The organism is Altererythrobacter sp. B11 (genome assembly GCF_003569745.1).
GTDB lineage: Bacteria > Pseudomonadota > Alphaproteobacteria > Sphingomonadales > Sphingomonadaceae > Croceibacterium_C.
Genome location: NZ_AP018498.1, coordinates 1,781,245 through 1,805,631, shown reverse-complemented (window position 1 = coordinate 1,805,631; position 24,387 = coordinate 1,781,245). Strand labels below are relative to the sequence as shown.

Here is a 24,387-nt window from a genome sequence, read left to right as displayed (position 1 = left end):
AGCCGGTCAACACTATGTCGTGCATGGTTCGCAGCACGCTCTTCACCGCCCTCCTCGCCTCCGCCTGTGCGGCGTCGGCCCCTGCCTATGCCGAAAGCGGCGATGACTACAAAGCCAGCGACTGGGACGAGGCGCGCGCCAATCTGGTCGCGCGCGAACCCGGGCGCATGGCGCCGGCCGTTTCGCGCTGGAGCACGCTGACCGCCAATTCCAACCTCAGCTTCAACGATTACACCGGCTTCCTGCTCTCCTATCCGGGCTTTCCGGATGAAAACCGCCTGCGGCTCTATGCCGAAGGGCGGCTGCGGGAAGAATTCGTCGATCCGCAATCGGCGCTGGCCTTTTTCGACCGCTATCCGCCGCTGACCAATTACGGCGTGGCCCATTATGCGCTGGCGCTGATGGCGGCGCGCCCGGCAGAGGCGGCCGCCGTGGCCCGCCAGGCCTGGCGCGGCGGGGAGATGAGCGACACCGCCGCCGCCTCGATCTTCGCCATGTATGGCGCAGGCTTCACCGCCGACGATCACGATGCCCGGATGGACGCGCTGCTGTGGCAGCGCGACCGCGCCGGGGCGGAGCGGCAGTTGCCGCGCACCTCGCCCGCACGGCAACCGCTGTTCCTCGCCCGCCTCGCGATCCTGCAGGGCGGCGATGGCGCGACCGTGGCGCCCGGCGCCCGCAACGACGCCGGCTATCTGTTCAACCGCAGCCGCGAATTGCGGCTGGAAGGCCGGCCGCAGGAAGCGGTGGCTCTCCTCGCCACCCGCCCCACCCTCTCCGCCCGGCCGTTCGACGAGACGGCGTGGGTGGGCGAATTGCTCAATGTCGCCAAGCTCGGCAGCGCGCGCTCGGCGCAGCAGATTGCCGCTTCGGTGGACGATGCATTCGCGCCGGGCGAGGATATCTCGGCCAAGAGCTATCGCTTGCGCGACGATTACACCTCGCTGATGTGGCTCGGCGGCACGCGTTCCCTGTGGGAACTGAACGACCCGGCCAGCGCCGCGCCGCTGTTCTATCGCTACGGCGCCGCCGCGCAGACGGCGCAGACCCGGTCCAAGGGCTTCTACTGGGCCGGCCATGCCGCCCGGCTGGCCGGCAACGAAGGCGACGCGCGCCGCTATCTGGAAATGGCCGCCGCCTATCCGGATCGATTTTACGGGCTGATGGCGCTGAAGGATCTCGGCCGCCCGCTCCCCGCCTTTGCCGATGCGCCGGCCGCCACGCCCAGTGCGGCCGAGCGCGCCGCCTTCCGCGCGCAGCCGCTGACCGCAGCTGTGACCGAAGTCGCCCGCGATGCGCCGTGGAGCCAGGGCATCCGCTTCTACCGCGCGATCGCCGATCAGGCCGAGACGGAAGAACAGCATGTGCTGGTGGCCGAACTGGCGCGCGACATCGGCCGCCGCGACCTGGCGGTGAACCTGCTCGATGCCGCAGCCTCCCACGGCTATCGTGGCTTCACCCGCATCGGCTTCCCCACGCTGGTGCCGCCGCAGGGCACGGACTGGACGATGGTCCACGCCATCGCCCGGCAGGAAAGCCAGTTTGCCCAGAACGCCATCAGCCATGCCGGCGCGCGCGGCCTGATGCAGCTGATGCCGGCCACCGCGCAGGAAGAGGCGGGCAAGGCGGGGATCACCTATCTCTCCGCCTCGCTGGTGGAAGACCCGTCCTACAATCTGCGGCTGGGCAGCAATCATTTCCAGCGGCTCTATGCCCGCTACGGCAGCTATCCGCTGGCGATCGCGGCCTACAATGCGGGGCCGGGCAATGTGAACAAATGGCTGAGCCAGAATGGCGATCCGCGCACCGGCGCGGTGAAGTGGCTGGACTGGATCGAGCAGATCCCCTTCTTCGAGACGCGCAATTACGTGCAGCGCGTGCTGGAAAACGCCGTGGTCTATGAAGCGCTCTATCCGGACAAGGCGAGTGCCGGCCGCCCGCGGGCGCTGGATGATTTCCTCCGCTGACAGCCGCTGATTCCGCGTTGAAACCCGCCACCAATCCGATCACCCCAGCCGGCATTGCCGCGCTGAAGGCGCGCTATGACCATCTGCTCGGCACCGAGCGGCCGGCAATCGTGGAGATCGTCAGCTGGGCGGCGGGCAATGGCGACCGCAGCGAGAACGGCGATTACCTCTATGGCCGCAAGCGCATGCGCGAGATCGACCGCGAACTCGCCCATCTCGCCCGGCGCATGAAGGCGGCCAAGGTCATCGATCCGGCAGAGCAGCCCGACCGCACCCGCGTGTGGTTCGGCGCCACCGTCACCATCGCGGACGAGGATGACGCGGAGCGGACGCTCACGCTGGTGGGGGATGACGAGCAGGATGCCGCTGCCGGGAAAGTGGGTTGGAGCGCCCCCATCGCCCGCGCCCTACGCGGCGCCGGCATGGGCGATCTGCGCACCGTGCGCCTGCCCACGGGGGAGAAGGAATGGGAAGTGGTTGCGATCAGCTATCCCGGCTGACCACCTTGCCGTTCACCCGCGCCCGGCCCCGCGCCAGATCATAGGTCACCACACCGCCGCCGTTGCGCTTGCGGTTCTTCCACGCCCAATGTTCCAGCGAATGCTTCGCATCGTGCCGGCCATGCTCCCAATGGGTCTGCACCGTGAGCCGGGAAAATTCGTAATCCTTGGACTGGGTTTCGAACATCTCGCCCCGGTTGATCAGGTGGACGACGCTGATCGTCCCTTCCGGCCGGCACTGGGCCAGCAGCCGCGCATCGGGATCGTCGCGCAGTTCCGGCGGCAGCTTGCCGACCAGCCGCGCGGCCGCCGCGCGCATGTCCAGCAACTGCCGTTCCATGTCGGTGTTCATCCGGGTCCGGCTGGAATAGCGGATGTCCTTTTCCCGCTGCAGCACGTCGGCCAGTGTCTCAGGCATCGCCCCGCGGGCGCTGAACAGATCCACCTGGAAGGCGATGGCATCCCCGGGAACCTTGTTGTCCAGCACATATTGCAGCGGCGTGTTGGAGACGAGGCCGCCATCCCAGTAATAGTCGCTGCCGATCTTCACCGGCGGGAAGCCCGGCGGCAGCGCGCCGCTGGCCATGATATGCTCCGGCCGGATTTCGATCTGGCGGCTGTCGAAATAGGCGAAATTGCCGGTCACGACATTCACCGCGCCCACGCTGAACCGCACGCCATCATTGTTGAGGCGTTTGAAATCCACCAGTTCCAGCAGCGTCTCGCGCAGCGGCGCCGTGTCGTAGAAGCTGATCGCCTCATCCCCGCCGGGCGGGCTGGCGAAGGGCGGCGGGAAGCGCGGGGTGAAGAAGCCGGGGGCACCGGACAGCGCCGTGGTGGCGGCGGACGCCTCGTTGAACCAGCGCCGCCCGATGCCTTCGGGCGAGGGCCATTCGAACGTCACCAGGCTCGACACCCGATCCCAGAAGGTGCGCAGCTTCTCCAGCCGCTCCTCCGGGGGATTGCCGGCGATGATCGCGCAATTGATCGCACCGATCGACATGCCGGCCACCCATTCGGGCGCATGGCCATGCTCCTCCAGCGCTTCGAACACGCCGGCCTGATAGGCGCCCAGCGCGCCCCCGCCCTGCAGGACGAGATAGACGGGCTCATGCTGCGATTCAGCGCGGGTCGTTCTGGCCATGCGTGCAATGTGATGCGTCTTATGCTGCAATGCAACACGCGAACCCCTGCAAACCGCTTGGCCGCGGGTCCCCGCCCGGCTAGGCCAAGGTCAGGAGGTTGGCACCATGGCCGAGATCGTAAACCTGCGCATGGCCCGCAAGGCTGCCCGCCGCGCCGGGAAAGAAGCCGAAGCCGCGCAGAACCGCGCCCGCTTCGGCCAGAGCAAGGGCGCCACAGCGCAGGCGAAGGCCGAACGGGATGGCATCGCCCGCACTCTCGACGGCGCCCGGCTGGACCGCGACTGATGCGCACCACCTCGGAGGACGCCACCGTCCGCCTGTACCGGCTCGACGGCCAAAGCGAAGGCGGCGCTGCCGAAACCCTGTTCTACGGCCCCCTCGCCGAAGCCATGCGCATCGCCGCGCAGCAGAGCGAGGAAGAGCAGGAAACCCTCTTCCTCGCCACCGACAACGACGTGGTCGCCTATCTCGACCTGCTGGAGGGCTGAGCGGCCCCACTTTGCGCTGGGCTCGGGGCGGGATATGGAGCGGGGGATGCGTCGCTTGATAATCGCCCTGCTGCTTGCCGCTGTGTCGGTTCCGCTCGCGGCGAAGGACAGCCTTGGCGTGTTCAGCGATTGGGCGGCGTTCCGTGATCCGGGGGTGCCGCGCTGCTATGCGATTGCGGCGGCGGAGGAATCCGCGCGAGACTATGCGCCCTATGCCAGCGTGGGCACCTGGCCGGCGCGCAAGCTGCGGGGGCAGGTCCATTTTCGCCTGTCCCGCTCGCTCGCCCCTTCTGCCACGATCACGCTGCGCATCGGGAACAGCCGCTTCCGCCTGGTCGGCGGCGGGGGGGATGCCTGGGCGGAGGATCAGCGGATGGATGCGGCGATCGTCGCGGCGATGCGGGCGGAAACGCGCATGTGGATCACCGCCCGCGACAGCGCGGGGCGGCGCTTTTCCGACAGCTACAGCCTGGCGGGCGCTGCGACCGCGATGGATGCCGCCACGGTGGGCTGCGCGCGCATCGGCTGAAACGAAAACGGGCCGGGAGATCGCTCTCCCGGCCCGCTCTCAGCCTGTCAGATTGGCAAGCGCTTAGAAGCGCCAGCCCACCGCGGCCACGATCTGGTGACGATCGGTGTCGAGGTCGAACCGGTCGCTATCGGGGATGTTCTCGGCTTCGAAGTCGAGTTCACCCTTGCTGTAGTTGGAATAGCGATATTCCAGGCGACCGAAGGCGTTGGAACCGAACTTCTGTTCCACACCGGCGCCCAGACGGAAGCCGTCCGCGTCGAGGTGGGTGCGATAGTCCGTGTCACCATCGGTGCCGACATAGTTGAAGCGCGCGTTGGTGTAGCCAGCCTTGGTGTAAAGCATGGTCTGCGGGGCCAGCTTGAAGCCGGCGCGTGCGCCCACATAGATGTCGCGGCCAGCGTCAACGCGGCCGAGCCCGAAGGTCTCGAAATCGTTGTCATAGTCGGAATCGGCGGTGGAATCGGTCAGTTCCGCTTCCGCACCGAGGACGAAGTTGCCGAAATCCATGTCGTAACCAATGGCGCCGCCATAGGTCAGGCCTTCGACGCTCTCGTCGCGATCCACGTTGAAATCGTCGTCCTGCGTGCTGCCGGCCTTGTTGATGTCATAGCCTGCGATGCCTGCAACCCAGGGACCGGAGAAATCGGAATCCTGAGCGAAAGCCGGCGTAGCGACTGCCGCCATGGAACCGGCGGCGATCAGTGCGAGACCCTTTTTCATCGTTGTACTCCATTCACTTCTAAGTTCGCGGCCATGCGCCGCGGACCCCTCAAATGGTGACGATTGGTCGAAAGTTTCATGAACGTAACACAACGAAAAACGTGATGTTTTTCTGCAACACATTTGGCGACGAACTGTTGCTGCAATGCGATAGGATGCGGGAACATATTGCGGCAGTGCAGCATTCGCGCGGGATCGCGGGTGCTGGCGTGTGTTGCGCGCGCTCATCTGGCGCGCGCGGGCCGCAGGCCCTATATGCCCGCCATGGCCGATACCGCATTGATGAGCATCCCCGGACAGGTTGATCCGGTTCCCGCCCCGCGTGAGATCACTCCGCGGGCCGATGGCCGTGTCGATCTGATGGGCCTGCCCCGCCCACGCATCGCCGAACTGCTGGCAGAAGCCGGGCTCGATGCGAAGCAGGCGCGGCTGCGCGCCAAGCAGGTGTTCCACTGGCTCTATCATCGGGGCGTGACGGATTTCGAGGCGATGACCGACATCGCCAAGACCATGCGCCCCTGGCTGGCGGAACGCTTCGTGATCGGCCGGCCCGAGGTTGTGGAAGCGCAGCATTCCACCGACGGAACGCGCAAATGGCTGCTGCGCACGGCGGACGGCCACGATTTCGAAACGGTGTTCATCCCCGATGCGGATCGCGGCACGCTGTGCGTTTCGAGTCAGGTGGGCTGCACGCTCAATTGCCGTTTCTGCCACACCGGAACCATGCGGCTGGTGCGCAATCTGACGCCGGGCGAGATCGTGGGCCAGGTCATGCTCGCGCGCGATGCGCTGGGTGAATGGCCCAAGGGCCGGATGGACATGCCCGAGGAGGAGACGGCGGCCGAATACAGCGCCGACGGCCGCCTGCTCACCAACATCGTGATGATGGGCATGGGCGAGCCGCTGTATAATTTCGACAATGTGCGCGATGCGTTGAAGCTGGTGATGGACGGGGATGGCCTCGCCCTCTCCAAGCGGCGGATCACGCTTTCCACCAGCGGCGTGGTGCCGATGATGGCGCGCTGCGGCGAAGAGATCGGCGTCAATCTCGCCGTCTCGCTCCATGCCGTGAGCAAGGAAGTGCGCGACGAGATCGTGCCGCTGAACCGCAAATACGGCATCGAGGAACTGCTGGAGGCCTGCGCCGCCTATCCCGGCGCCTCCAACGCCCGGCGCATCACCTTCGAATATGTGATGCTGAGGGACAAGAACGACAGCGACGAGGATGCGCGCGAGCTGGTGCGGCTGCTCAAGCAGTTCCGGCTGCCGGCCAAGGTGAACCTCATTCCGTTCAATCCCTGGCCAGGCGCGCCCTATGAATGTTCGACGCCGGAGCGGGTGCGCCGCTTCTCCGACATCGTCTTCGAAGCCGGCATCAGCGCCCCGGTTCGCACCCCGCGCGGGCGCGATATCGATGCGGCCTGCGGGCAGCTGCGCACGGCGGCGGAGAAAAAGAGCCGGGCCGAGCGCGACCGGGAAAGCACCGAAAGCGCCTGACCGGGCGCCCTGTTGGCCCGCAGTCAGAAAGCGGACCTATTTCAGCCAGATAGAACGCACACGCGTGTAAGAATCAACGGTTAGTCCCCGACGCCTCAACAGCTCTCAGGCGGGGAAATCACATGAATGAGCACACGAGGCTGAGCCTCTATACGGATGGTGACGTCGATACGAACCAGTCCGGCAACCGGTCCCTCGAATCCATCGTGCGGGAACGTTTCTCCCGCCGTGCGACCATGCTGGGCGGCCTGCGGGCAAGCGCCCTCGCCTTTCTCGGCACCGGCATGCTGGCCGCCTGCGGTGACGACGACAGCAAGACCCCGCCCGAAGGCCCGACCGTCAGCGCCGGCGAGAATGTGACCACCACCGCCGGCAAGATGGTGACGCTGAAGGGCACCGCCGGCAGCGCGGCCAGCGCGCGCTGGTCGCAGGATGGCGGCCCCGCGGTGCAGCTGATCGGCACCGGCGACACCGTGTCCTTCTTCGCGCCCGGTGTGGCCGAAGAGACCGAGCTGTCCTTCGTCTTCATCGGCACCAATGCGCAGAACATCTCCGGCACCGCGACCACCAAGGTCAAGGTGCAGCCGGCGGTGCTGGGCTTCACTGCCGTGCCGCACAGCCTGGAAGACCTGGTGGTGGTTCCCGAAGGCTATTCCGTCACCGTCATGACCCGCCTCGGCGATCCGCTGGCGGCCGGCGTCAGTGCCTATGCGAACGACGGGACCGACAGCAATTTTGCCCAGCGGATCGGCGACCATGGCGATGCGCTGCATTTCTTCGGCCTCTCCGCCAGCGGCACGCGCGACGAAAGCAATTCCGTCCGCGGCCTGCTGATGCAGAACCACGAGAATCTGAACGTCCAGTACCTGCACCCCGACGGCCCCACCGCCCCCGGCGGCGCCCGCCCGGCCGACGAAGCGCGCAAGGAGATCGAGGCGCATGGCGTTTCGGTCACCGAATATCGCGACAATGGGGACCGCAATTGGTCCTATGTGCAGGACAGCGCGTTCAACCGCCGCATCACGCCGATGACGGAGATGGAGCTGCACGGCCCCGCTGCCGGATCCTCCTTCATGGTCACCACCTTCTCCACCAACGGCACCAAGGGCCGCGGCACGATCAACAATTGCGCCAATGGCCACACCGGCTGGGGCACGGGCCTGACCTGCGAGGAAAATTGGGCCGGCTACTTCCTGCGCAGCGGCGACGATGGCTCGCGCACTCCGGCGGAACTCACCGCCCTGCGCCGCTATGGCGTGACGAGCAGCAGCGGCAATTACAGCTGGTCCAGCGTCGCTTCGTCCGATCCGATGTTCCGCAAGTGGGATGCCCGCGCCACCGGTGCGGATGCCACGCAGGATTATCGCAACGAGCCCAACCAGTATGGCTGGGTGGTCGAAATCGACCCCTATGATCCCACCAAGGCCCCGCGCAAGCGGACCGCGCTGGGCCGCATGGGCCATGAAGGCGCCTGGGTGAGCAATCTCACCGCCGGCAAGAAGGTCGCCGTCTATATGGGCGACGATTCGCGCGGCGAATATCTCTACAAGTTCGTGTCCGACGCCGCGTGGAGCGCCGCCGACGCCAATGCCACCGACCGTCTGGCCGTGGGCGACAAATATCTCGACAAGGGCACGCTCTACGTCGCGCAGTTCAACGCGGATGGTTCGGGCAAGTGGCTGCCGCTGGTGGCCGGGCAGGTCCCCGCCCGCCCGGCGGTGGGCGCCGATCCCGCCTATACCTTCGCCAACCAGGCGGACATCCTCGTCAACGCGCGCCTTGCCGCCGATGCCGTGGGCGCCACGCCGATGGACCGGCCGGAATGGACCGCGGTCCATCCCCAGACGGGCGAGGTCTATCTGACGCTCACCAACAGCAACGCCAGCGCGCGTCCGCTGAACGGCACCAATGCCGCTAACCCACGCCACTACGGCGCGGTGAAGGGCAGTTCCACCAGCTATGGCAATGCCAACGGCCATATCATCCGGCTGGAAGAGAATGGCGCCGATACCGCTGCCACCAGCTTCACCTGGGACATCTACCTGTTCGGCGCCGATGCTGCCGATGCCGATCCGACGAACGTCAACATCTCCAATCTGGATGCCTCCAACGACTTCTCCAGCCCCGATGGTCTCTGGTTCTCTCGCGACCAGAACTCCGCCGGCCAGGGCAAGCCGCTGCTGTGGATTCAGACCGACGATGGCGCGCTGACGGATCGCACCAACAACCAGATGCTGGCCGCACTTCCGGGCTCGGTGGGCGATGGCGGTGCGCGGACGATCACCAACACGGGTTCGGGCGGCGCCACGGCCACGCAGGCGACCATCGTCGGCGCGCCGGCCACCGGCGCCACTCTCAAGCGCTTCCTCGTGGGGCCGAAGGAGTGCGAACTGACCGGCGTCGACACCACGCCGGACGGGCGGACGATCTTCGTCGGTATCCAGCATCCGGGTGAAGACGGCACGCCCACCGCGCCGAGCAGCAACTGGCCGCAAAGCCAGGACGGCACCGCCAGCGGCCGACCGCGTTCGGCGGTGGTGGCCATCACCAAGGACGACGGCGGCATCATCGGCCTCTGAGGCCGGCGCCTGAAAGGATTGCGGCCGGGAACCCTGCGTTCCCGGCCGCTTCCATTTCCCTATTCCTCGATCGCGTTCTCGGCGTCGAACCGGCTCCGCGCCGTATCGATCGCCCCCTGGTGTTCCACCGCCCAGCTGCCCAGCGCAAGCACCGGCACGCGCAGCGAACGCCCCAGATCGCTCAACGCATAATCCACGCGCGGCGGAACGCTGGGCGTGACGGTTCGCTCCACCAGCCCGTCCCGCTCCAGCCGGCGCAAGGTGCGCGTCAGCATGCGCTGCGATATGCCGTCGATCGTCCGGCGCAGCGCGTTGAAGCGCTGGGAACCATCGGAGAGGCTCATCACCACCTGCATCGACCATTTGTCTCCCACGCAGGAGAGGATGTGATTCACCGCGCGGCAACTGCGCCCGTCGTCCGGCCGCAACGGAACAGGATCGGTGCCGGGCACATTGATGTGCCTATCGGACAAGGAAGTGCCTTCTTGCACGCGGGGGTCGATGGTTTCCATATGGCCCCTAGTTATCAATCGTAACCGGAGTTTGGAAGACCATGCAGATCCTTCGCATCGACAGCGCGACCACGGGCGACAATTCGGTCAGCCGTGAACTCACCCAGGCCGCGCTCGACCATTTCCGGGAAAAGCACCCTGATGCGACGGTGGTGGAGCGCGATCTCGGCACCGATCCGCTGCCGCATCTCGACAATGTCACCACCGGCGCCATCCGCCTGCCGGCCGAAGCGCACACCGAAGAGATGAAGGCCGCCTTCCCCGCCGAACGCGCGGTGCTGGACGAATTCCTTGCTTCCGACATCGTGCTGATCGGGGCGCCGATGTACAATTTCACTATCCCCAGCCAGCTCAAGTCGTGGATCGACCGGCTCGGCGTGCCCGGCGTCACCTTCAAATATTCCGAAGCGGGGCCGGAAGGTCTGGCCGGCGGGCGCAAGGTGGTCGTCCTCTCCTCGCGCGGCGGCGAATATGATCAGGACGGCCCCGCCGAGCATCAGGAGACGCTGCTGCGCGATTTCCTCGGCTTCATCGGCGTTTCCGACCCCGTGTTCATCCGCGCCGAGAAGATCGGCTTCGGGCCGGAAGTGCGCGCGCAGGCGCTGGCGGATGCCAAGGCGGAAATCGCGCGGCTGTAAGCGGGATTTGCCGGAGCGGCGGCGCGAGGCCTTCGACAGGCTCAGGCTGAGCGGGGGTGGTGCGGGTAAGAACACTGGCTTGGCGCCAACCGCACCCCCTCCGCTCGTCCTGAGCCGTCGAAGGACGCACACGAGGTCGCGCTGGATTCCCGCCTTCGCGGGAATGACGAAAGAGGGGGAGACCGCCCCCACCCCGCTCGTCCTGAGCCTGTCGAAGGACGCGCGCCACGCGTGCGGTGTCAGGATCAGCGCACCACCACAGCGGATTTCCTACACCCCCTCAGGCCGCTACCCCAAGCCCGCTCTTTCCACCGTGAACCACCGCCCAAGACGTCCCTCGCAGGCGCCAAACCCGACGCTGCTCGAAAGCCCTATTTTCCGCCAATGAACCCTGTTCCACGCCGTTCCAAGCGTTGCTGACGCGCGACGAACCGAGTGGCCGCTCCCGCCCCCCAGCCGCTCGTCCTGAGCCCGTCGAAGGACACGTTAGGCTCGCCCATCGCTGGATTCCCGCCTTCGCGGGAATGACGAGGTTGGGACAGCACCCAAACCCGCTCGTCCTGAGCCTGTCGAAGGACGCGCGCCGCCCGGGAGGCGGTCAGGCCGCGGCCACGCGGGCGCCGCGGGCCAGCAGGGCGCGGGCATCCGCGGCGGGCATGGGGCGGCCGAAGAAGTAGCCCTGGATCTTGCTGCAGCCGAGGCGGCGGATCAGCGCCACCTCTTCCTCGGTCTCGGCCCCTTCGGCCGTGGTCGCCATGTCGAGGCTGCGGGCCATGGCGACCACTGCGTTGATGATCGCCAGGCTCTCGCGGCTGCCCTGCGCGGCGCCCTGCACGAAGCTGCGATCCACCTTGATGGTGGAGAAGCGCAGCGCGCGCAGATAGCCAAGCGAGGAATAGCCGGTGCCGAAATCGTCGAGCGCCACCGCACAGCCCAGCGCCATGATCTCTTCCAGCGCCTCCCGCGCGAGGCGCGGATCGCGCAGGAAGATGCTTTCGGTCACTTCCACTTCCAACCGCGATGCAGGCAGGCCGCTATCGGCCAGCGCGCGCACCACCTGGCTGGAAAAGCCCGGCTCCAGCAATTGCTCGCCCGAGACATTGACCGCCACCTTGACCGCGCCCGGCCAGGCGGCGGCTTCGCGGCAGGCCTCGCGCAGCACCCATTCGCCGATCGGCACGATCAGCCGCGTGTCCTCCGCCAGAGGGATGAACTTGCCCGGGCTGACGAGACCGTGTTCCTGGCTGTTCCACCGCAGCAGTGCCTCGAAGCTGACCACGCGCCCGTCGGCCGCGTCCACCACCGGCTGGTAATGGAGCAGCAGCTCGCTCCGCTCCTCCGCCTGGCGGAGCGAGAGTTCCAGCCGGCGGCGCTCTTCCGCATGGGCATGCAGCGCCGGCTCATAGGTGCAATGCGTGCCGCCCCCCTGGTCCTTGGCCTGATACAGCGCGAGATCGGCATTGCGCATCAGCGTCTCCACCGTGGAGCCATCGCGCAGGCCGACGGCCGACCCGATGCTGGCGCCGATGAAGAGCAGGTGATTGTCGACCTGATAGGGCTGCGACAGGTCGTGGATCACCTTGCGCGCAATCCGGTCCACACAGGACAGATCGGAGGCATCGCGGATCACGATGGCAAATTCGTCGCCGCCCAGCCGGCCGCATTTCGCATTGTCCGCCGCCAATGCCTGCAATCGCTGCGAAACCTGCCCCAGCAGGCGATCGCCGACCAGATGGCCGAGCGAATCATTCACCGACTTGAAGCGGTCGAGATCGATCATCAGGAAGGCACAGCGCGTCTTCCAATGGTCGGCATAGCGCAGCGCCTCGGCCAGCGCCTCGGTCAGCATCAGGCGGTTGGGAAGGCCGGTCAGCGTATCGTAGCGGGCGAGATAGGCGATCTTCTCGTCGCTTTCGCGCTGCTCGGTCACGTCCGAACCCACGCCGCGATAGCCGGTGAAGTGGCCCTTTCCGTCATAAATCGGCGTGCCCGAAAGCTCCCACCAGCGGTGGCCGCCGTCGATCTCCACCTGCATGAGCAGGTTGGAAAAGCTCTCCCGCCGCTTCAGCCGCTCGGCCAGATCGTGCAGGCTCGGATGGAACTCGCCGCGTTCCCACGCCGGTCCGGCGATCAGCTCGATCAGCGCGCGGCCTTCAATGTCGGCCGGGTCGCTGCCGAGCGCGAAGGCGAAGCGCGGGGAGGCGGAGCGGACCCGGCGATTGACGTCGATCCGCCACAGCCAGTCTGCCTCATTCTCCTGGAACTCGCGCAGCAGCAGGGAGACGACCTCGCTCTTCTCCGCCATGCCCGCCTCGGCAATGCGCGCGGAAAGATAGGTTCGCGCGGCATTGACTGTGCCCGACAGCGCCACCGTCAGAAAGGCGCAGACAATGGTGGCGAAGCCGTACTCCCCATGAATAAGGAAGCTGGCCAGTCCCGCCGCGCCCGTGATCGCGGCAAACAGAATCGTGTTGAGTGGGGCGCCGGGATTACTGGCTGCCGAAGCGGCGATCAGCATGGCAATCAGCGCCCACAGCGCAAACCGCTGCCCCGGATCGCCGTGGCCGACGAGATGGAGGAGTGCGAAGGACCAGACCAGCGCCAAAACGACGACCGCCAACGCCTGGTTGCGATAGGCGCGCCGCGTGAGCGGCCGATGGGCCCCGTCGGCGAAGCGGCGATCAAGGCGGATGCTGTTCCACAGCGCAGCCGCCAGCGCCGCGGCCCACAGCAGCAGCTCCAGCAGCGGAACCTGATGGCTGTAGAGACCGAGCACGATCAGCACGGCCATGCCATGACCCAGGATCCGGCCCCGCGACATGCGGTGAATCTCGCCATATTGCAGCGCGCGCAACCGGGCGCCCCCGCCGCCTTCCGGGTCGCGAAGGCCGATGATCTCCAGCGCGCTTAGGCGCAGCGGCAGCGTCGGCAAGTCGGATTGATTCCCCGCCACGAAATCCCTTTACGAGGCAAATGGTTAGCACGCAGTAAACCGGATGGCGCAAGGGGCTGCGGGCTAGGCCGAGACCCCTTCGTGGCGGGAGCGCCCACCGACCCCGCGCTCCTGCGCCGGCCCGCCGCCGCGGCCGAGGTTGAGCGCGGTGGTGACGAGCGAGAGATGCGAGAGCGCCTGGGGGAAATTGCCCAGCAGCCGGCCGCCGCCCGCTTCCTCCGATAGCAGGCCGATATCGTTGGCAAGGCCGCACAGCCGCTCGAACAGCTTACGCGCCTCATCGAGCCGGCCCTGCAGGACATAGACGTCGGCCAGCCAGAAGCTGGTGGCGAGGAAGGCGCCCTCATCCCCGCCCACGCCATCATCGCTTTTTTCCGGCGAATAGCGATGCACCAGGCCATCGCGCATCAGTTCGCGCTCGATCGCTGCGACGGTTCCGGCGATACGCGGATCGTCGGCGGGCAGGAACCCGACCAGCGGCAGGCGAAGGGTCGCGGCATCCAGCCCCTCTTCGCCGAAGGCGGCGACAAAGGTATTCCGCTCCGCATCGTAACCGCGCTCCAGCACCAGTGCCTTGGCTTCCTCCGCAAGCTCGCGATAGTGCCGGTGCAGGTCGGGGTCACTGCCGTCGAACCACTGGGCCGCGCGATCGAAGCCGCACCAGCACATCACCTTGGAATGGACGAAATGCTTGCGCGGGCCGCGGCTCTCCCAGATGCCCGAATCGGGGTGGCGCCATTCCCCCTCCAGCTTCGCCGCCAGCATCCGCACCAGCGCATCGCTATCGCCTTCCCGCTTGAGCCCGTGCCGGTCGCCGGCCAGCAGCGTGTCGAGCACTTCGCCATAGACGTCGAGCTGGCATTGCGATGCGGCGGCATTGCCAAAACGTACCGGGCGGGCGCCGTTGAAGCCGGCGAGCCAATCGGCTTCCCATTCATACATCCGACGATCGCCGCCCACGGTGTAGAAGGGCTGCACGTCGATAGGCTCACCGGCGATGGCACGGCGCAGCCAGCCGAGCCACGCTTCCGCCTCTTCTCCCATCCCGGCCTGGAGCAGCGCCAGCAGGGTGAAGGTCGAATCGCGCAGCCAGCAGAAACGATAGTCCCAATTGCGCACGCCGCCCGGCATTTCTGGCAGCGAAGCGGTGGGCGCGGCCACCATCCCGCCAGTGGGCCGGTGGATCAGTGCCTTCAGCGTAATGAGCGAGCGAAGCGTCTCCTTGCGGTAAGGGCCGCGATAGCTCGCGCGGGCGATCCAGCTTTCCCAATAGGCCCGCGTGTCAGCCAGCGCCTGTTCCGCGTCTACTGGCTCCGGCGGGCGCTCATGCGCCGGGAACCAGGTCATCACGAAGCTGCGCCGCTCCCCCTTGCGGATGGTGAAGCGGCTGGAGAACCAGCGGTCGTCGAACCTCACCTCCTCGGCAAAGCGCAGCGCGATCGCGTCCGGCCCGGCGATTGCCAGCACCCGCCCGTCGGAACAGGGGCGCACCAGCGGATGCAGCTGGCCGAAGTCGAAGCGTGGTGCGAGGTCGGAGCGCATGGCAACTTCCCCTTCCCGCCCTTCGACAATGCGCATGACATCGGCAGCCACACCGCGAATGGGCATGAAGTCGATCACCGCCACGCGGCCGCTGGCGGTCTCGAATTCCGTCTCCAGGATCAGCGTATCACCCAGATAGCGGCGGCTGGTGCGGCGCACTTCACCCTCCGGCCGCATGTGCCAGCAGCCGTTCTCGTCATCTCCCAACAGCGCGGCAAAGCAGGCTTCGGAATCGAAGCGCGGCATGCACAACCATTCGATCGAGCCGCTGCGATGGACCAGCGCGGCGGTTTCGCCGTCGCCGATCAGGGCATAATCTTCGATCCGCTTCTCGCCCTCGCTCATTTGCGCTTGCCGCCACGGCCCAGCAGCGCAGCGGCCAGGCCGGCCCCCACCGTGGCCAGCGTGGCAAGGCTCAAGGCGGTGCGGTGGCGGCTCATCCAGAACAGCGGGCTGACGGTGCGTGCCGTGGCATCGAAGCGCCCATGCGCGCCATGGTCGCCAGGCACCGGCTCGTAGAGATTGTCTCGCCGGTCGGGAGAGACGGGCTGGCTATCCTGCTGCCCGGCGAAGGCGGTATGGGCGAGATAGCGATCGAGGAGCGGTGAAGCGAGCCGGTCTCCCCAGATCGCTTCCCACGTAGGCCACGCCAGCTTGAGGCTCTTGCGGCGCGAATGGGCCATGAAGTGGATAGCCCGCGCGGCCAACTCCGGCTGATAGGGCGGGCTGGCCGGCCGGGGCTTGTTGGGCAGGTTCGTCTTGATCCAGTCGAACTGCGGCGTGTTCACGCCCGGCAACTGCACCATGGAGACCGACACCGCGCTGCGATCATGGATCAGTTCGCTGCGGATGGAATCGTGGAACCCCTGGATGGCGTGCTTGGCGCCGCAATAGGCGGACTGCAGCGGGATGCCGCGATAGGCGAGTGCGGAGCCGACCAGTACCACGGATCCATGATCGCGCGGCACCATGCGCTTCAGCGCGGCGCGCGTGCCATTCACCTGGCCCATATAGGTGACGCTGGTCACCCGCTCGTAATCTTGCGCGCTCATATCCAGAAACCGCATCAGCGTTCCGGCAAAGGCGGCGTTCACCCAGATGTCGATCGGGCCGAAGCGTTCTTCCAGCCGCGCGGCGGCGTCTTCCACCGCCTGAGAATCGGACACGTCGAGCGGCAGGATCAGCGCCTCACCCCCTGTCGCCTCCACTTCGCGCGCTGCGCCTTCCAATCCGTCGTGGCCGCGGGCGATCAGGCCGATGCGGGCCTTGTCTTTCGCGAATTCGCGCACCACCGCGCGCCCCACCCCCGCTGAGGCGCCCGTCACCATAACCACCGGCTTCTTCTTGTGGCGCATCGGCTTGTTCCTTCCCTTTTTCCGGACAAAGCGCACCCCCGCCGCGCAAGTTCCGCGATGCCGAAGGCAATTCGGGGAACCGCAGGGGCAGCCATGGCTTTCCTTTTGCAGAAGGCAGCGGCTCCGGCCGATGCGCCCGCAAAGAGGGACTGGGCCATGAGCACCAAGCCGCTTATCCCCGTCAGCCGACGGGGCTTCCTGGGTGGCAGTGCCGCCACCCTGTCCGTCGCCGCTGCCAAGCCAGCCAGTGCGCAGGCGACGCCGCCCGATCAGACGAAACCCCGTAAGAAGGGCGTGACCTTCACGCTCAACGGTCGCAGCCAGCAACTCGATGCCGATACGCGCCTGACGCTGCTGGATGCGCTGCGCGGCCCGCTCGGCCTGCCGGGCAGCAAGAAGGGCTGCGACCACGGCCAATGCGGCGCCTGCACCGTCCATGTGGATGGCGAGCGGCGGCTGTCCTGCCTCACGTTGGCGGCCAGCCTGGAAGGGCGCGAGGTGGTGACGATCGAAGGGCTCGCCGATGGGGAGGACCTGCACCCGATGCAGCAGGCCTTCATCGACAATGATGCCTTCCAGTGCGGCTATTGCACGCCGGGCCAGATCATGAGCGCGGTCGCCTGCGTGAAGGAAGGCCATGCCCGCACCGACGAGGAAATCCGCGAATATATGAGCGGCAATCTCTGCCGCTGCTCCGCCTATCCGAACATCGTGGCGGCGGTGAAACAGGCCAAAGGCCGGATGTAGGGAGAAGGCGATGCGCCCGTTCGATTACGAAACGCCGCCCACCGCCATCGCCGCAGTCGGCCTGGCGGAAGGCTTTGCCCCATCGCACGCCACATCGCTGAACCAGTATGTCGGCGGCGGCACCACGCTGCTCGACCTGATGAAGCTGGACGTCATGCGCCCCGCCCGCCTGGTGGACATCACCCGGCTGGAGGACAAGCGGCTGCGGCAGGTGGCGAAGGATGGCGACATGCTGCGCATCGGCGCGCTGGTGACCATGTCGGCCCTGTCGGACGACCGCATGATCGCCCGCGACTATCCGGTGCTGCGCGATACGCTGTGGCAGGCGGCCTCCGCCCAGTTGCGCAACATGGCGCGGCTCGGCGGGAATGTGCTGCAACGCACGCGCTGCCCCTACTTCCGCGATACGACCTACGAACAGTGCAACAAGCGCGACCCCGGATCCGGCTGTGCCGCCATGGACGGGTTCAACCGGCTGCACGCGGTGCTGGGCACCAGCGGCGATTGCATCGCCACCTATCCGGGCGACTGGGCGCAGGCGCTGATTGCGCTGGACGCCAATGTCGAGATACTGGGCACCGAAGGACCGCGCGTCATCCGCTTTGCGGAACTGCACCGGGCCCCCGGCGCCACCCCCCATATCGAAACCACTCTGGCCCCGGGCGATCTCATCACCGGCTTCACCGTTCCGGGCGGGCCCTGGCCGCGCTCCACCTATGTTAAGGTGCGTGATCGCGCGTCCTATGCCTTTGCCAATGCCAGCGCGGCGGTGGCCCTGCGGATGGACGGCGATGCGGCGGCGGACGTGCGCATCGCGCTCGGCGGCGTGGCGACCGTGCCGTGGCGCGCACGCAAGGCAGAAGCCCTGCTGAAAGGGCGCCCGCTGACCGAAGAGGCCGCCACGGCCGCAGCGGAGGCGGAATTCGCCGATGCCACGGCGCGCGAACACAACGCATTCAAGATCCCGCTGGGCAAGGCGACCATCGTGCGCGCGCTGATGCAGGCGAAAGCGATGGAGGCCTGAGCATGGCGGAGACCACACCCCCCGTTCCGGCGGCACAGGCCAATATGGGCCAGCCGATCGCCCGCTATGAGGCGCGCGGCAAGGTGACCGGGCAGCCGCTCTATGCGGACGACCTGCCCCTTCCCGGCAGCCCGGCGGTGGCACTGTTCGTCACCAGCGGTGTCGCCAAAGGGCGCATCGCAGCCATCGACACCAGCGAGGCCGAGGCGCTGGCCGGCGTGGTGAAGATCTACACCTATCGCAACGCGCCGAAGCGGCAGCCGCAGAAGCACTTCGCCCAGGGGGGCTATGTCTCCGATTCCGACATGCCGCTGGCCGGGCCGGATATCGTCAGCGACGGCCAGATTATCGCCGTCGTCGTGGCGGAGGATTTGGCCACCGCGCGTGACGCAGGCCACCACATCGCCGTGCGCTATGCCGCGCAGGCGCCCAGCGCCACTTTCGGCAGCCCCGGCGTGGGGAAGGCGCATCCGCCCTCCCTCTCCTCCTCCGAGAAGAAGGCCGGCAATTTCGATCGGGCTTTCGCCGCCGCGCCGGTGACGATCGACCAGCGCTATTCCACGCCCACCATGCACCACAATCCGATGGAGCTGTTCTCCACGGCCGCTGCCTGGGACGGCGATCGCCTGACGCTGCATGAGCCGAGCCAGTTCGTGTGGCAGCTCAAGAACGGCACGGCAGAGATGCTGCAGGTGGACCCCGATCTGGTGGAGGTGCGCGATCCCTTCGTGGGGGGTGCCTTCGGGTCGAAAGGGATCATGAGCCAGCGCACGGCGCTGATTGCAGGCATTGCCCGCGATCTGGGGCGCCCGATCAAGAATGTGGTGATGCGCGATCAGGGCTTCACACTCGCCACCTATCGCGCAGAAACGCAGCACCGTGTCCGCCTGGGCGCCACGCGCGATGGCAAACTAACGGCGCTGAGCCACGAAGGGTGGGAAGTCACGTCGCGGCAGGATGATTATTCGGTCGCCGGCACCTCTACCACCACGGAGATGTATGCCTGCCCCAACATCGCCAGCCGGGTGGAGTTGGTGAAGGCGGACCGCAACACGCCGGGCTTCATGCGCTCGCCCCCCGAAACGCCCTATATGTACGCGCTGGAAGCGGCGATGGACGAAATGGCGGTGGCGCTGGGCATGGACCCGGTCGAGTTCCGCCGCATCAACGACACGATGAAGAGCCCGGTCAACGGAGCGCCCTACACCAGCCGATCGCTGATGAAATGCTATGATGAGGCGGCAAAGGCCTTCGGCTGGAACGCCCGCCGAGCCGAGCCGGGCACCACGCAACTGGGTGACTGGTTGGTGGGATATGGCTGCGCCACCGCCTGCTATCCCACCGCGATGATGCCTTCCGCGGCCCGTGCGCTGCTCGGCTCCAACGGTCGGCTGGAGGTGCAGATCGCCGCGCATGACGTGGGCACCGGCGCCTATACCGTCATGCAGCAGATCGCCGCGCGCGAGTTGGGGATCGATCCGAAGATGGTCACTGTGAAGATGGGCGACACCGCCTATCCCCCCGGCCCCGTCGCCGGCGGTTCCATGACCACGGCGAGCGCGGGATCGGCCGTGAAGCTGGTGTGCGACAAGCTGAAGCAGCGCTTCGGCGGCGCCATGCCCGCCGCGCGCGACCTGCCCGACGCCTTCGCGCGGATCGGCTCCAACCGTATCGAGGAATATGCCGAATGGGCCCCGCCCGGTTCCGGCCCCGATGCCGTGAAGGCCCTCTACAAGGGCAAGATGAGCGGCGGCGAAGGCGGCGATGAGGGAGAACCCAAGCCGCTGATGTACGCCTTCGGCGCCGAGTTCGCCGAGGTGCGCATCCACCGCCTGACGCGCGAAATCCGCGTACCGCGCATGGTGGGCGCCTTTGCCGGCGGCCACATCGTCAATCCCCGCACCGCCCGCAGCCAGTATCTGGGCGGGATGATCTGGGGGTTGGGCCAGGCGCTGCTGGAACAGACCGAGCTGGACCGGCTGCGGGCCCGCTACATCAACGACAATATCGCCGAATATCTGGTGGCGGTGAACGCCGATGTGCCCGAGGTGGACATCATCATGGTGCCCGAAGTGGACGAGCAGGTGAACCCGCTGGGCGTGAAGGGCATCGGCGAGCTCGCCAATGTCGGCACCGCGGCGGCCATCGCCAATGCCGTGTACAACGCCACCGGCAAGCGCATCCGCGACCTGCCGGTGACGATGGACAAATTGCTGCTGGCCTGACGCCCGCGGCACAAAAACGCGGACAGCGCGCCGCGCGAGGTGCTATGCGGGTGGCATGATCCGCTACGACAGGAAGTTCCACCTGCTCGCCTTCGGCTTTGCCACGCTGGCGGGCTTCGTGGACGCGATCGGCTTCATGAAATCGGGCGGGCTGTTCGTGTCCTTCATGACGGGAAATTCCACCCGGCTCGCGATCGGAGCAGCCGAGGCTGCGCCCGTGGCGCTGGCAGCGGCGGGGCTGGTGGCGCTGTTCGTTGGCGGTGTGGTCCTGGGCGTAATGGCGACAGCGGGACGGAAGAACCGCAAGGCGCTGGCTGCAGGATTGGTCGCCCTGCTGCTGGCACTGGCGGCGTTGGGCGAGACACTGGGCGGCGAATGGGCCGTGCTGCCGGCGTTGTGCCTCGCGATGGGCGCCGCCAACACGATCTTCCAGCGCGACGGTGATGTGAGCATCGGCCTGACCTATATGACCGGCAATCTCGTGCGGCTGGGGCACCGCCTGGCGGCTGCGCTGCGCGGCGGGGAGCGCGCCGGCTGGGTGCCCTATCTCCTGCTGTGGCTTTCACTCGTCACTGGCGGGATCCTGGGGGCGCTGTCCTTCGCGCGATCGGGCGCCGGCGCACTGTGGATCGCAACAGCCGCAGCCGTGGTGCTGGCCATCCTCGTCCAGCGAGCGACAGCGCCTTTGCTCAGGGTCTAGACCGCCGAGCGGCTATTCCACCGTCACCGATTTCGCCAGATTGCGGGGCTGGTCCACATCGGTGCCCTTGGCACAGGCCGTGTGGTAGGCCAGCAGCTGCACCGGCACGGCATAAACCAGCGGCGCAATCAGCGGATGCACCTTCGGCATCTCGATCGTCGCCATGCAGCCCTCGCCCGCTTCGGCCAAACCCTCGGCGTCGGAGATCAGCACGATCTTGCCGCCGCGCGCACGCACTTCCTGCATGTTGGAGACGGTCTTTTCGAACAGCGGGCCGGAGGGGGCGAGCACGATCACCGGCACCGCTTCGTCGATCAGCGCGATGGGGCCGTGCTTCATTTCGCCCGCGGCATAGCCTTCGGCGTGGATATAGCTGATTTCCTTGAGCTTCAGCGCCCCTTCCAGCGCCAGCGCATAATCCGGCCCGCGGCCGAGGTAGAGCACATCCCGCGCCGGCGCGATCAGATGCGCCATGGCGGCGATGCTCTCGTCATGCCCGAGCGCGGCATTGATCGCGGCCGGGGCTTGCAGCAGGTGATCCACCACGGCGTTCTCTTCCGCCCGGTCCATCCGGCCCTTGGCGACGGCGAACTTGGCGGCGAGCGCCGCCAGAACTGCCAGCTGGCAGGTGAAGGCCTTGGTGGAGGCGACGCCGATTTCCGGCCCGGCATGGGTCGGCAACAGCAGGTCGGCCTCGCGCGCCATGCTGCTGGTCGGCACGTTCACCACCACGGCGATCGTCTGCCCCTGCGCGCGGCAATGGCGCAGCGCAGCCAACGTGTCCGCCGTCTCCCCCGACTGGGAAATGAACAGCGACAGCCCGCCCGGCTCCAGCACCGGCTCGCGATAGCGGAACTCGCTCGCCACATCGATGTCCACCGGCACGCGGGCGAATTGTTCGAACCAGTATTTCGCAACCATCGCGGCATAGAAGGAGGTGCCGCAGGCGACGATGGTGATGCGGCGAATCTCCGACGGGTCGAAATCCAGCTGCGGCAGCGACACGCGCCGTTCGAGCTGGCGGACGTAGGAGCGCAGCGTCTGCGCCACCACCACCGGCTGCTCGAAGATCTCCTTCTGCATGTAGTGGCGGTAATTGCCCTTCTCGATCGCTGCGGCCGATGCGCCCGAGGTGACGATGGGGCGCTCCACCGGCTGGTTGTCCCGGTCAAAGATTCGCGCGCCCTCGCGCGTGATCACCACCCAGTCACCCTCTTCGAGATAGGCGACCCGCTGGGTGAGCGGCGCAAGCGCCAGCGCATCGGAGCCTAGGAACATCTCCCCCTCGCCATAGCCAACCACCAGCGGGGAGCCGAGCCGGGCGCCGATCAGCAGTTCCGGATGCTGGCGGAAGGCGATGGCAAGCGCGAAGGCGCCGCGCAGCCGCGGCAGCACTTCGCGCACGGCCTCCTCCGGGCTCCGGCCCGCTTCCACCAGCTCGGACACGAGATGGGCCACCACTTCGGTGTCGGTTTCGCTTTCGAACACACGGCCACGGCCCTGCAGTTCGGCGCGCAGCGGGCGGAAATTCTCGATGATGCCGTTGTGCACCAGCGCCACTTCGCCCGTCGCATGGGGATGGGCGTTGTTGGTGGTGGGGGCGCCATGCGTGGCCCAGCGCGTGTGGGCGATGCCGGAGGTGCCCGGCGCCGGATGGGCGGCGAGTTCGGCCACCAGATGGGCGAGCTTGCCCTCGGCCCGCCGGCGAACGAGCTTGCCATCATGCAGCGTGCAGATCCCGGCGCTGTCATAGCCGCGATATTCCATCCGCTTCAGGCCATCCACCAGCCTGTCCGCAACCTCTGCCGTGCCGATGATCCCGATGATGCCGCACATGATGGAATTGCCTTTATCGTCAAATGGATGATGCGGATGCGCCGCCCGTCCGCCGTCAGTCCTTGCCGGCGGCCTTCTTCTTCTTCATCGCATCGTGGAAGCGGTCCGCCCAGCCCGGCTTCACCAGCTGTTCCGCCCGCACCATGCGCAATTCGCCATCGGCCACGTCGCGGCTGACCGCGCTGCCCGCCGCCACGATGGCATCGGCGCCGATCTTCACCGGGGCGATCAGCGCGCTGTTGGAGCCGATGAAGGCGCGCGGCCCGATTTCGGTCAGATGCTTGAAATAGCCGTCGTAATTGCAGGTGATCGTTCCGGCGCCGATATTCGCCCCCTCGCCCACCACGGCATCGCCTAGATAGGTGAGGTGGTTGGCCTTGGCGCCTTCGCCCAGCACGGCCTTCTTCATCTCGACGAAATTGCCCACCTTGGCGCCGCGTTTCAGCACCGATCCGGGCCGCAGCCGCGCATAGGGGCCGATCTCCACGCCTTCGGCCAGATCGGCGCCTTCAAGATGGCTGAAGGCGTGGATCGTCACATTGTCCGCCACCGTCACGCCGGGGCCGAACACCACATTGGGTTCCACCGTCACGTCGCGGCCCAGCACGGTGTCGAAGCTGAAGAAGACGGTTTCCGGCGCGACGAGCGTCGCCCCATCCACCATCGCCCGAGCGCGCCGCGCCGCCTGCCAGCGCGCTTCCGCCGCCGCCAGTTCGCCGCGCGAGTTGATGCCCGCCACCTCGTCCGCGTCCGCCGCCACGATCACCGCGCAGTCGCGGCCTTCGGCGATGGCGATGTTGACGATGTCGGGCAGGTAGTACTCACCCTGGGCATTGGCATTGCCGACCTTGCCCAGCAGTTCAAACAGCGCCGGCCCGCGCGCCGCGAGCAGGCCCGAATTGCACAGGGTGCAGGCCCGTTCTGCCTCGGTCGCATCCTTGTATTCGACCATCCGCCGGATGCGCCCGTCCTCGGCGATCACGCGGCCATAGTGCAGCGGATCGCCCGGCTCGAACCCCAGCACCACCACTTCCGGCGCATCGTCATCCGCCAGCCGGGCGACGAGCGCGCGCATAGTGTCCGCACTGACGAAGGGCACATCGCCATACAGCACCAGCACCGGGCCGACGAAGCCCGCCAGCGCGGCCTCCGCCTGCTGCACGGCATGGCCGGTGCCCAGCTGCGGTTCCTGCACGGCGATCTGCGCGCGGGTGCCCAGCTGCGCTTCCAGCTGTTCGCGCCCGTCGCCCACCACCACCACGGTCTTCGCCGGTTGCAGTTCGCCGAGGCTGGCGAGCAGATGTTCGATCATCGGCCGTCCGGCGATCGGGTGCAGCACCTTGTGCCGCGTGCTCTTCATCCGGGTGCCCTTGCCCGCGGCAAGGACGATGGCGGCAATCTCTGGCTGGGCATCGCTCATGCCCGGC

The 24,387-nt window shown here is 67.1% G+C and carries 20 protein-coding genes; 12 read left to right on the top strand and 8 right to left on the bottom strand.

Going from position 1 to position 24,387, the window contains the following annotated elements; all coding sequences use genetic code 11:
• Nucleotides 1-14: 14 nt before the first annotated feature.
• Nucleotides 15-1,967, top strand: a complete 1,953-nt coding sequence (locus AEB_RS08680; RefSeq protein ID WP_231958968.1) for a lytic transglycosylase domain-containing protein — start codon at nucleotides 15-17, stop codon at nucleotides 1,965-1,967.
• 17 nt (nucleotides 1,968-1,984) lie between these two features.
• On the top strand, nucleotides 1,985-2,467 hold the full coding sequence (locus AEB_RS08675) for a GreA/GreB family elongation factor (RefSeq protein ID WP_119082831.1): 483 nt from the start codon (nucleotides 1,985-1,987) through the stop codon (nucleotides 2,465-2,467).
• Here AEB_RS08675 and AEB_RS08670 read toward each other — a convergent pair.
• On the bottom strand, nucleotides 2,451-3,611 hold the full coding sequence (locus AEB_RS08670; RefSeq protein WP_119082830.1) for a DUF3734 domain-containing protein: 1,161 nt from the start codon (nucleotides 3,609-3,611) through the stop codon (nucleotides 2,451-2,453). The genes AEB_RS08675 and AEB_RS08670 overlap by 17 nt on opposite strands.
• 106 nt (nucleotides 3,612-3,717) lie before the next feature.
• Here AEB_RS08670 and AEB_RS08665 point away from each other — a divergent pair, with 106 nt between their 5' ends.
• From AEB_RS08665 to AEB_RS08655, 3 genes are read left to right on the top strand one after another with little or no spacing between them, the layout of a single operon-like run.
• A complete protein-coding gene (locus tag AEB_RS08665; RefSeq protein WP_119082829.1) occupies nucleotides 3,718-3,897 on the top strand; it encodes a DUF4169 family protein in 180 nt (59 codons plus the stop codon).
• Nucleotides 3,897-4,100 (top strand): hypothetical protein, encoded by a 204-nt coding sequence (locus tag AEB_RS08660; RefSeq protein ID WP_119082828.1) that lies wholly within the window; start codon nucleotides 3,897-3,899, stop codon nucleotides 4,098-4,100. Before AEB_RS08665 ends, AEB_RS08660 begins: the two co-directional genes overlap by 1 nt.
• 46 nt (nucleotides 4,101-4,146) lie before the next feature.
• Entirely contained in the window at nucleotides 4,147-4,629 is a 483-nt protein-coding gene (locus AEB_RS08655; protein ID WP_119082827.1) for an invasion associated locus B family protein, read from the top strand.
• 63 nt (nucleotides 4,630-4,692) lie between these two features.
• Here the strand turns inward: AEB_RS08655 and AEB_RS08650 are convergent, their stop codons facing one another.
• Nucleotides 4,693-5,352 carry an outer membrane protein gene (locus AEB_RS08650; RefSeq protein WP_119082826.1) on the bottom strand — a complete coding sequence of 220 codons (660 nt, stop codon included), beginning with the start codon at nucleotides 5,350-5,352 and terminating at the stop codon, nucleotides 4,693-4,695.
• A gap of 264 nt (nucleotides 5,353-5,616) precedes the next feature.
• On the opposite strand from AEB_RS08650, the gene rlmN reads away from it, so the two are divergent.
• Together rlmN and AEB_RS08640 are read left to right on the top strand one after the other, a co-directional pair.
• Nucleotides 5,617-6,849: a 23S rRNA (adenine(2503)-C(2))-methyltransferase RlmN gene (gene rlmN / locus AEB_RS08645; protein WP_119084547.1), complete on the top strand. Its 1,233-nt coding sequence runs from the start codon at nucleotides 5,617-5,619 to the stop codon at nucleotides 6,847-6,849.
• Between the two features lie 122 nt (nucleotides 6,850-6,971).
• Nucleotides 6,972-9,428: a PhoX family protein gene (locus tag AEB_RS08640; protein ID WP_119082825.1), complete on the top strand. Its 2,457-nt coding sequence runs from the start codon at nucleotides 6,972-6,974 to the stop codon at nucleotides 9,426-9,428.
• Between the two features lie 59 nt (nucleotides 9,429-9,487).
• Here AEB_RS08640 and AEB_RS08635 read toward each other — a convergent pair whose 3' ends face one another.
• Nucleotides 9,488-9,901 (bottom strand): winged helix-turn-helix transcriptional regulator, encoded by a 414-nt coding sequence (locus tag AEB_RS08635; protein ID WP_331851759.1) that lies wholly within the window; start codon nucleotides 9,899-9,901, stop codon nucleotides 9,488-9,490.
• Between the two features lie 80 nt (nucleotides 9,902-9,981).
• On the opposite strand from AEB_RS08635, the gene AEB_RS08630 reads away from it, so the two are divergent.
• Nucleotides 9,982-10,578, top strand: a complete 597-nt coding sequence (locus AEB_RS08630) for an FMN-dependent NADH-azoreductase (protein ID WP_119082823.1) — start codon at nucleotides 9,982-9,984, stop codon at nucleotides 10,576-10,578.
• Between the two features lie 598 nt (nucleotides 10,579-11,176).
• Here the strand turns inward: AEB_RS08630 and AEB_RS08625 are convergent.
• The 3 genes from AEB_RS08625 to AEB_RS08615 form a co-directional block, all read right to left on the bottom strand.
• Nucleotides 11,177-13,531 (bottom strand): putative bifunctional diguanylate cyclase/phosphodiesterase, encoded by a 2,355-nt coding sequence (locus tag AEB_RS08625; protein WP_231958967.1) that lies wholly within the window; start codon nucleotides 13,529-13,531, stop codon nucleotides 11,177-11,179.
• Nucleotides 13,532-13,594: 63 nt separating this feature from the next.
• Nucleotides 13,595-15,418 (bottom strand): glycoside hydrolase family 15 protein, encoded by a 1,824-nt coding sequence (locus AEB_RS08620; RefSeq protein ID WP_119082822.1) that lies wholly within the window; start codon nucleotides 15,416-15,418, stop codon nucleotides 13,595-13,597.
• The gene (locus AEB_RS08615; protein WP_119082821.1) at nucleotides 15,415-16,428 is read right to left on the bottom strand and encodes an SDR family oxidoreductase; all 1,014 of its coding nucleotides are present in this window, start codon (nucleotides 16,426-16,428) and stop codon (nucleotides 15,415-15,417) included. Before AEB_RS08615 ends, AEB_RS08620 begins: the two co-directional genes overlap by 4 nt.
• A 156-nt stretch (nucleotides 16,429-16,584) precedes the next feature.
• Here AEB_RS08615 and AEB_RS08610 point away from each other — a divergent pair, with 156 nt between their 5' ends.
• Genes AEB_RS08610 through AEB_RS08595 form a run of 4 tightly spaced genes read left to right on the top strand, consistent with a single transcriptional unit; the run spans nucleotide 16,585 to nucleotide 21,124 of the window.
• The gene (locus AEB_RS08610) at nucleotides 16,585-17,175 is read left to right on the top strand and encodes a (2Fe-2S)-binding protein (protein ID WP_119084545.1); all 591 of its coding nucleotides are present in this window, start codon (nucleotides 16,585-16,587) and stop codon (nucleotides 17,173-17,175) included.
• Nucleotides 17,176-17,185: 10 nt separating this feature from the next.
• The gene (locus tag AEB_RS08605; RefSeq protein WP_119082820.1) at nucleotides 17,186-18,199 is read left to right on the top strand and encodes an FAD binding domain-containing protein; all 1,014 of its coding nucleotides are present in this window, start codon (nucleotides 17,186-17,188) and stop codon (nucleotides 18,197-18,199) included.
• A gap of 2 nt (nucleotides 18,200-18,201) precedes the next feature.
• Complete coding sequence (locus AEB_RS08600; protein ID WP_197714477.1) at nucleotides 18,202-20,424, top strand: xanthine dehydrogenase family protein molybdopterin-binding subunit; 2,223 nt, start codon at nucleotides 18,202-18,204, stop codon at nucleotides 20,422-20,424.
• Between the two features lie 55 nt (nucleotides 20,425-20,479).
• Nucleotides 20,480-21,124 (top strand): YoaK family protein, encoded by a 645-nt coding sequence (locus AEB_RS08595; RefSeq protein WP_119082819.1) that lies wholly within the window; start codon nucleotides 20,480-20,482, stop codon nucleotides 21,122-21,124.
• A 12-nt stretch (nucleotides 21,125-21,136) separates the two neighbouring features.
• Here AEB_RS08595 and glmS read toward each other — a convergent pair whose 3' ends face one another.
• Both glmS and glmU read right to left on the bottom strand, forming a co-directional pair.
• Nucleotides 21,137-22,960 carry a glutamine--fructose-6-phosphate transaminase (isomerizing) gene (glmS, locus tag AEB_RS08590; protein WP_119082818.1) on the bottom strand — a complete coding sequence of 608 codons (1,824 nt, stop codon included), beginning with the start codon at nucleotides 22,958-22,960 and terminating at the stop codon, nucleotides 21,137-21,139.
• 55 nt (nucleotides 22,961-23,015) lie between these two features.
• Nucleotides 23,016-24,380 carry a bifunctional UDP-N-acetylglucosamine diphosphorylase/glucosamine-1-phosphate N-acetyltransferase GlmU gene (gene glmU / locus AEB_RS08585; protein WP_119084543.1) on the bottom strand — a complete coding sequence of 455 codons (1,365 nt, stop codon included), beginning with the start codon at nucleotides 24,378-24,380 and terminating at the stop codon, nucleotides 23,016-23,018.
• Nucleotides 24,381-24,387: the final 7 nt, after the last annotated feature.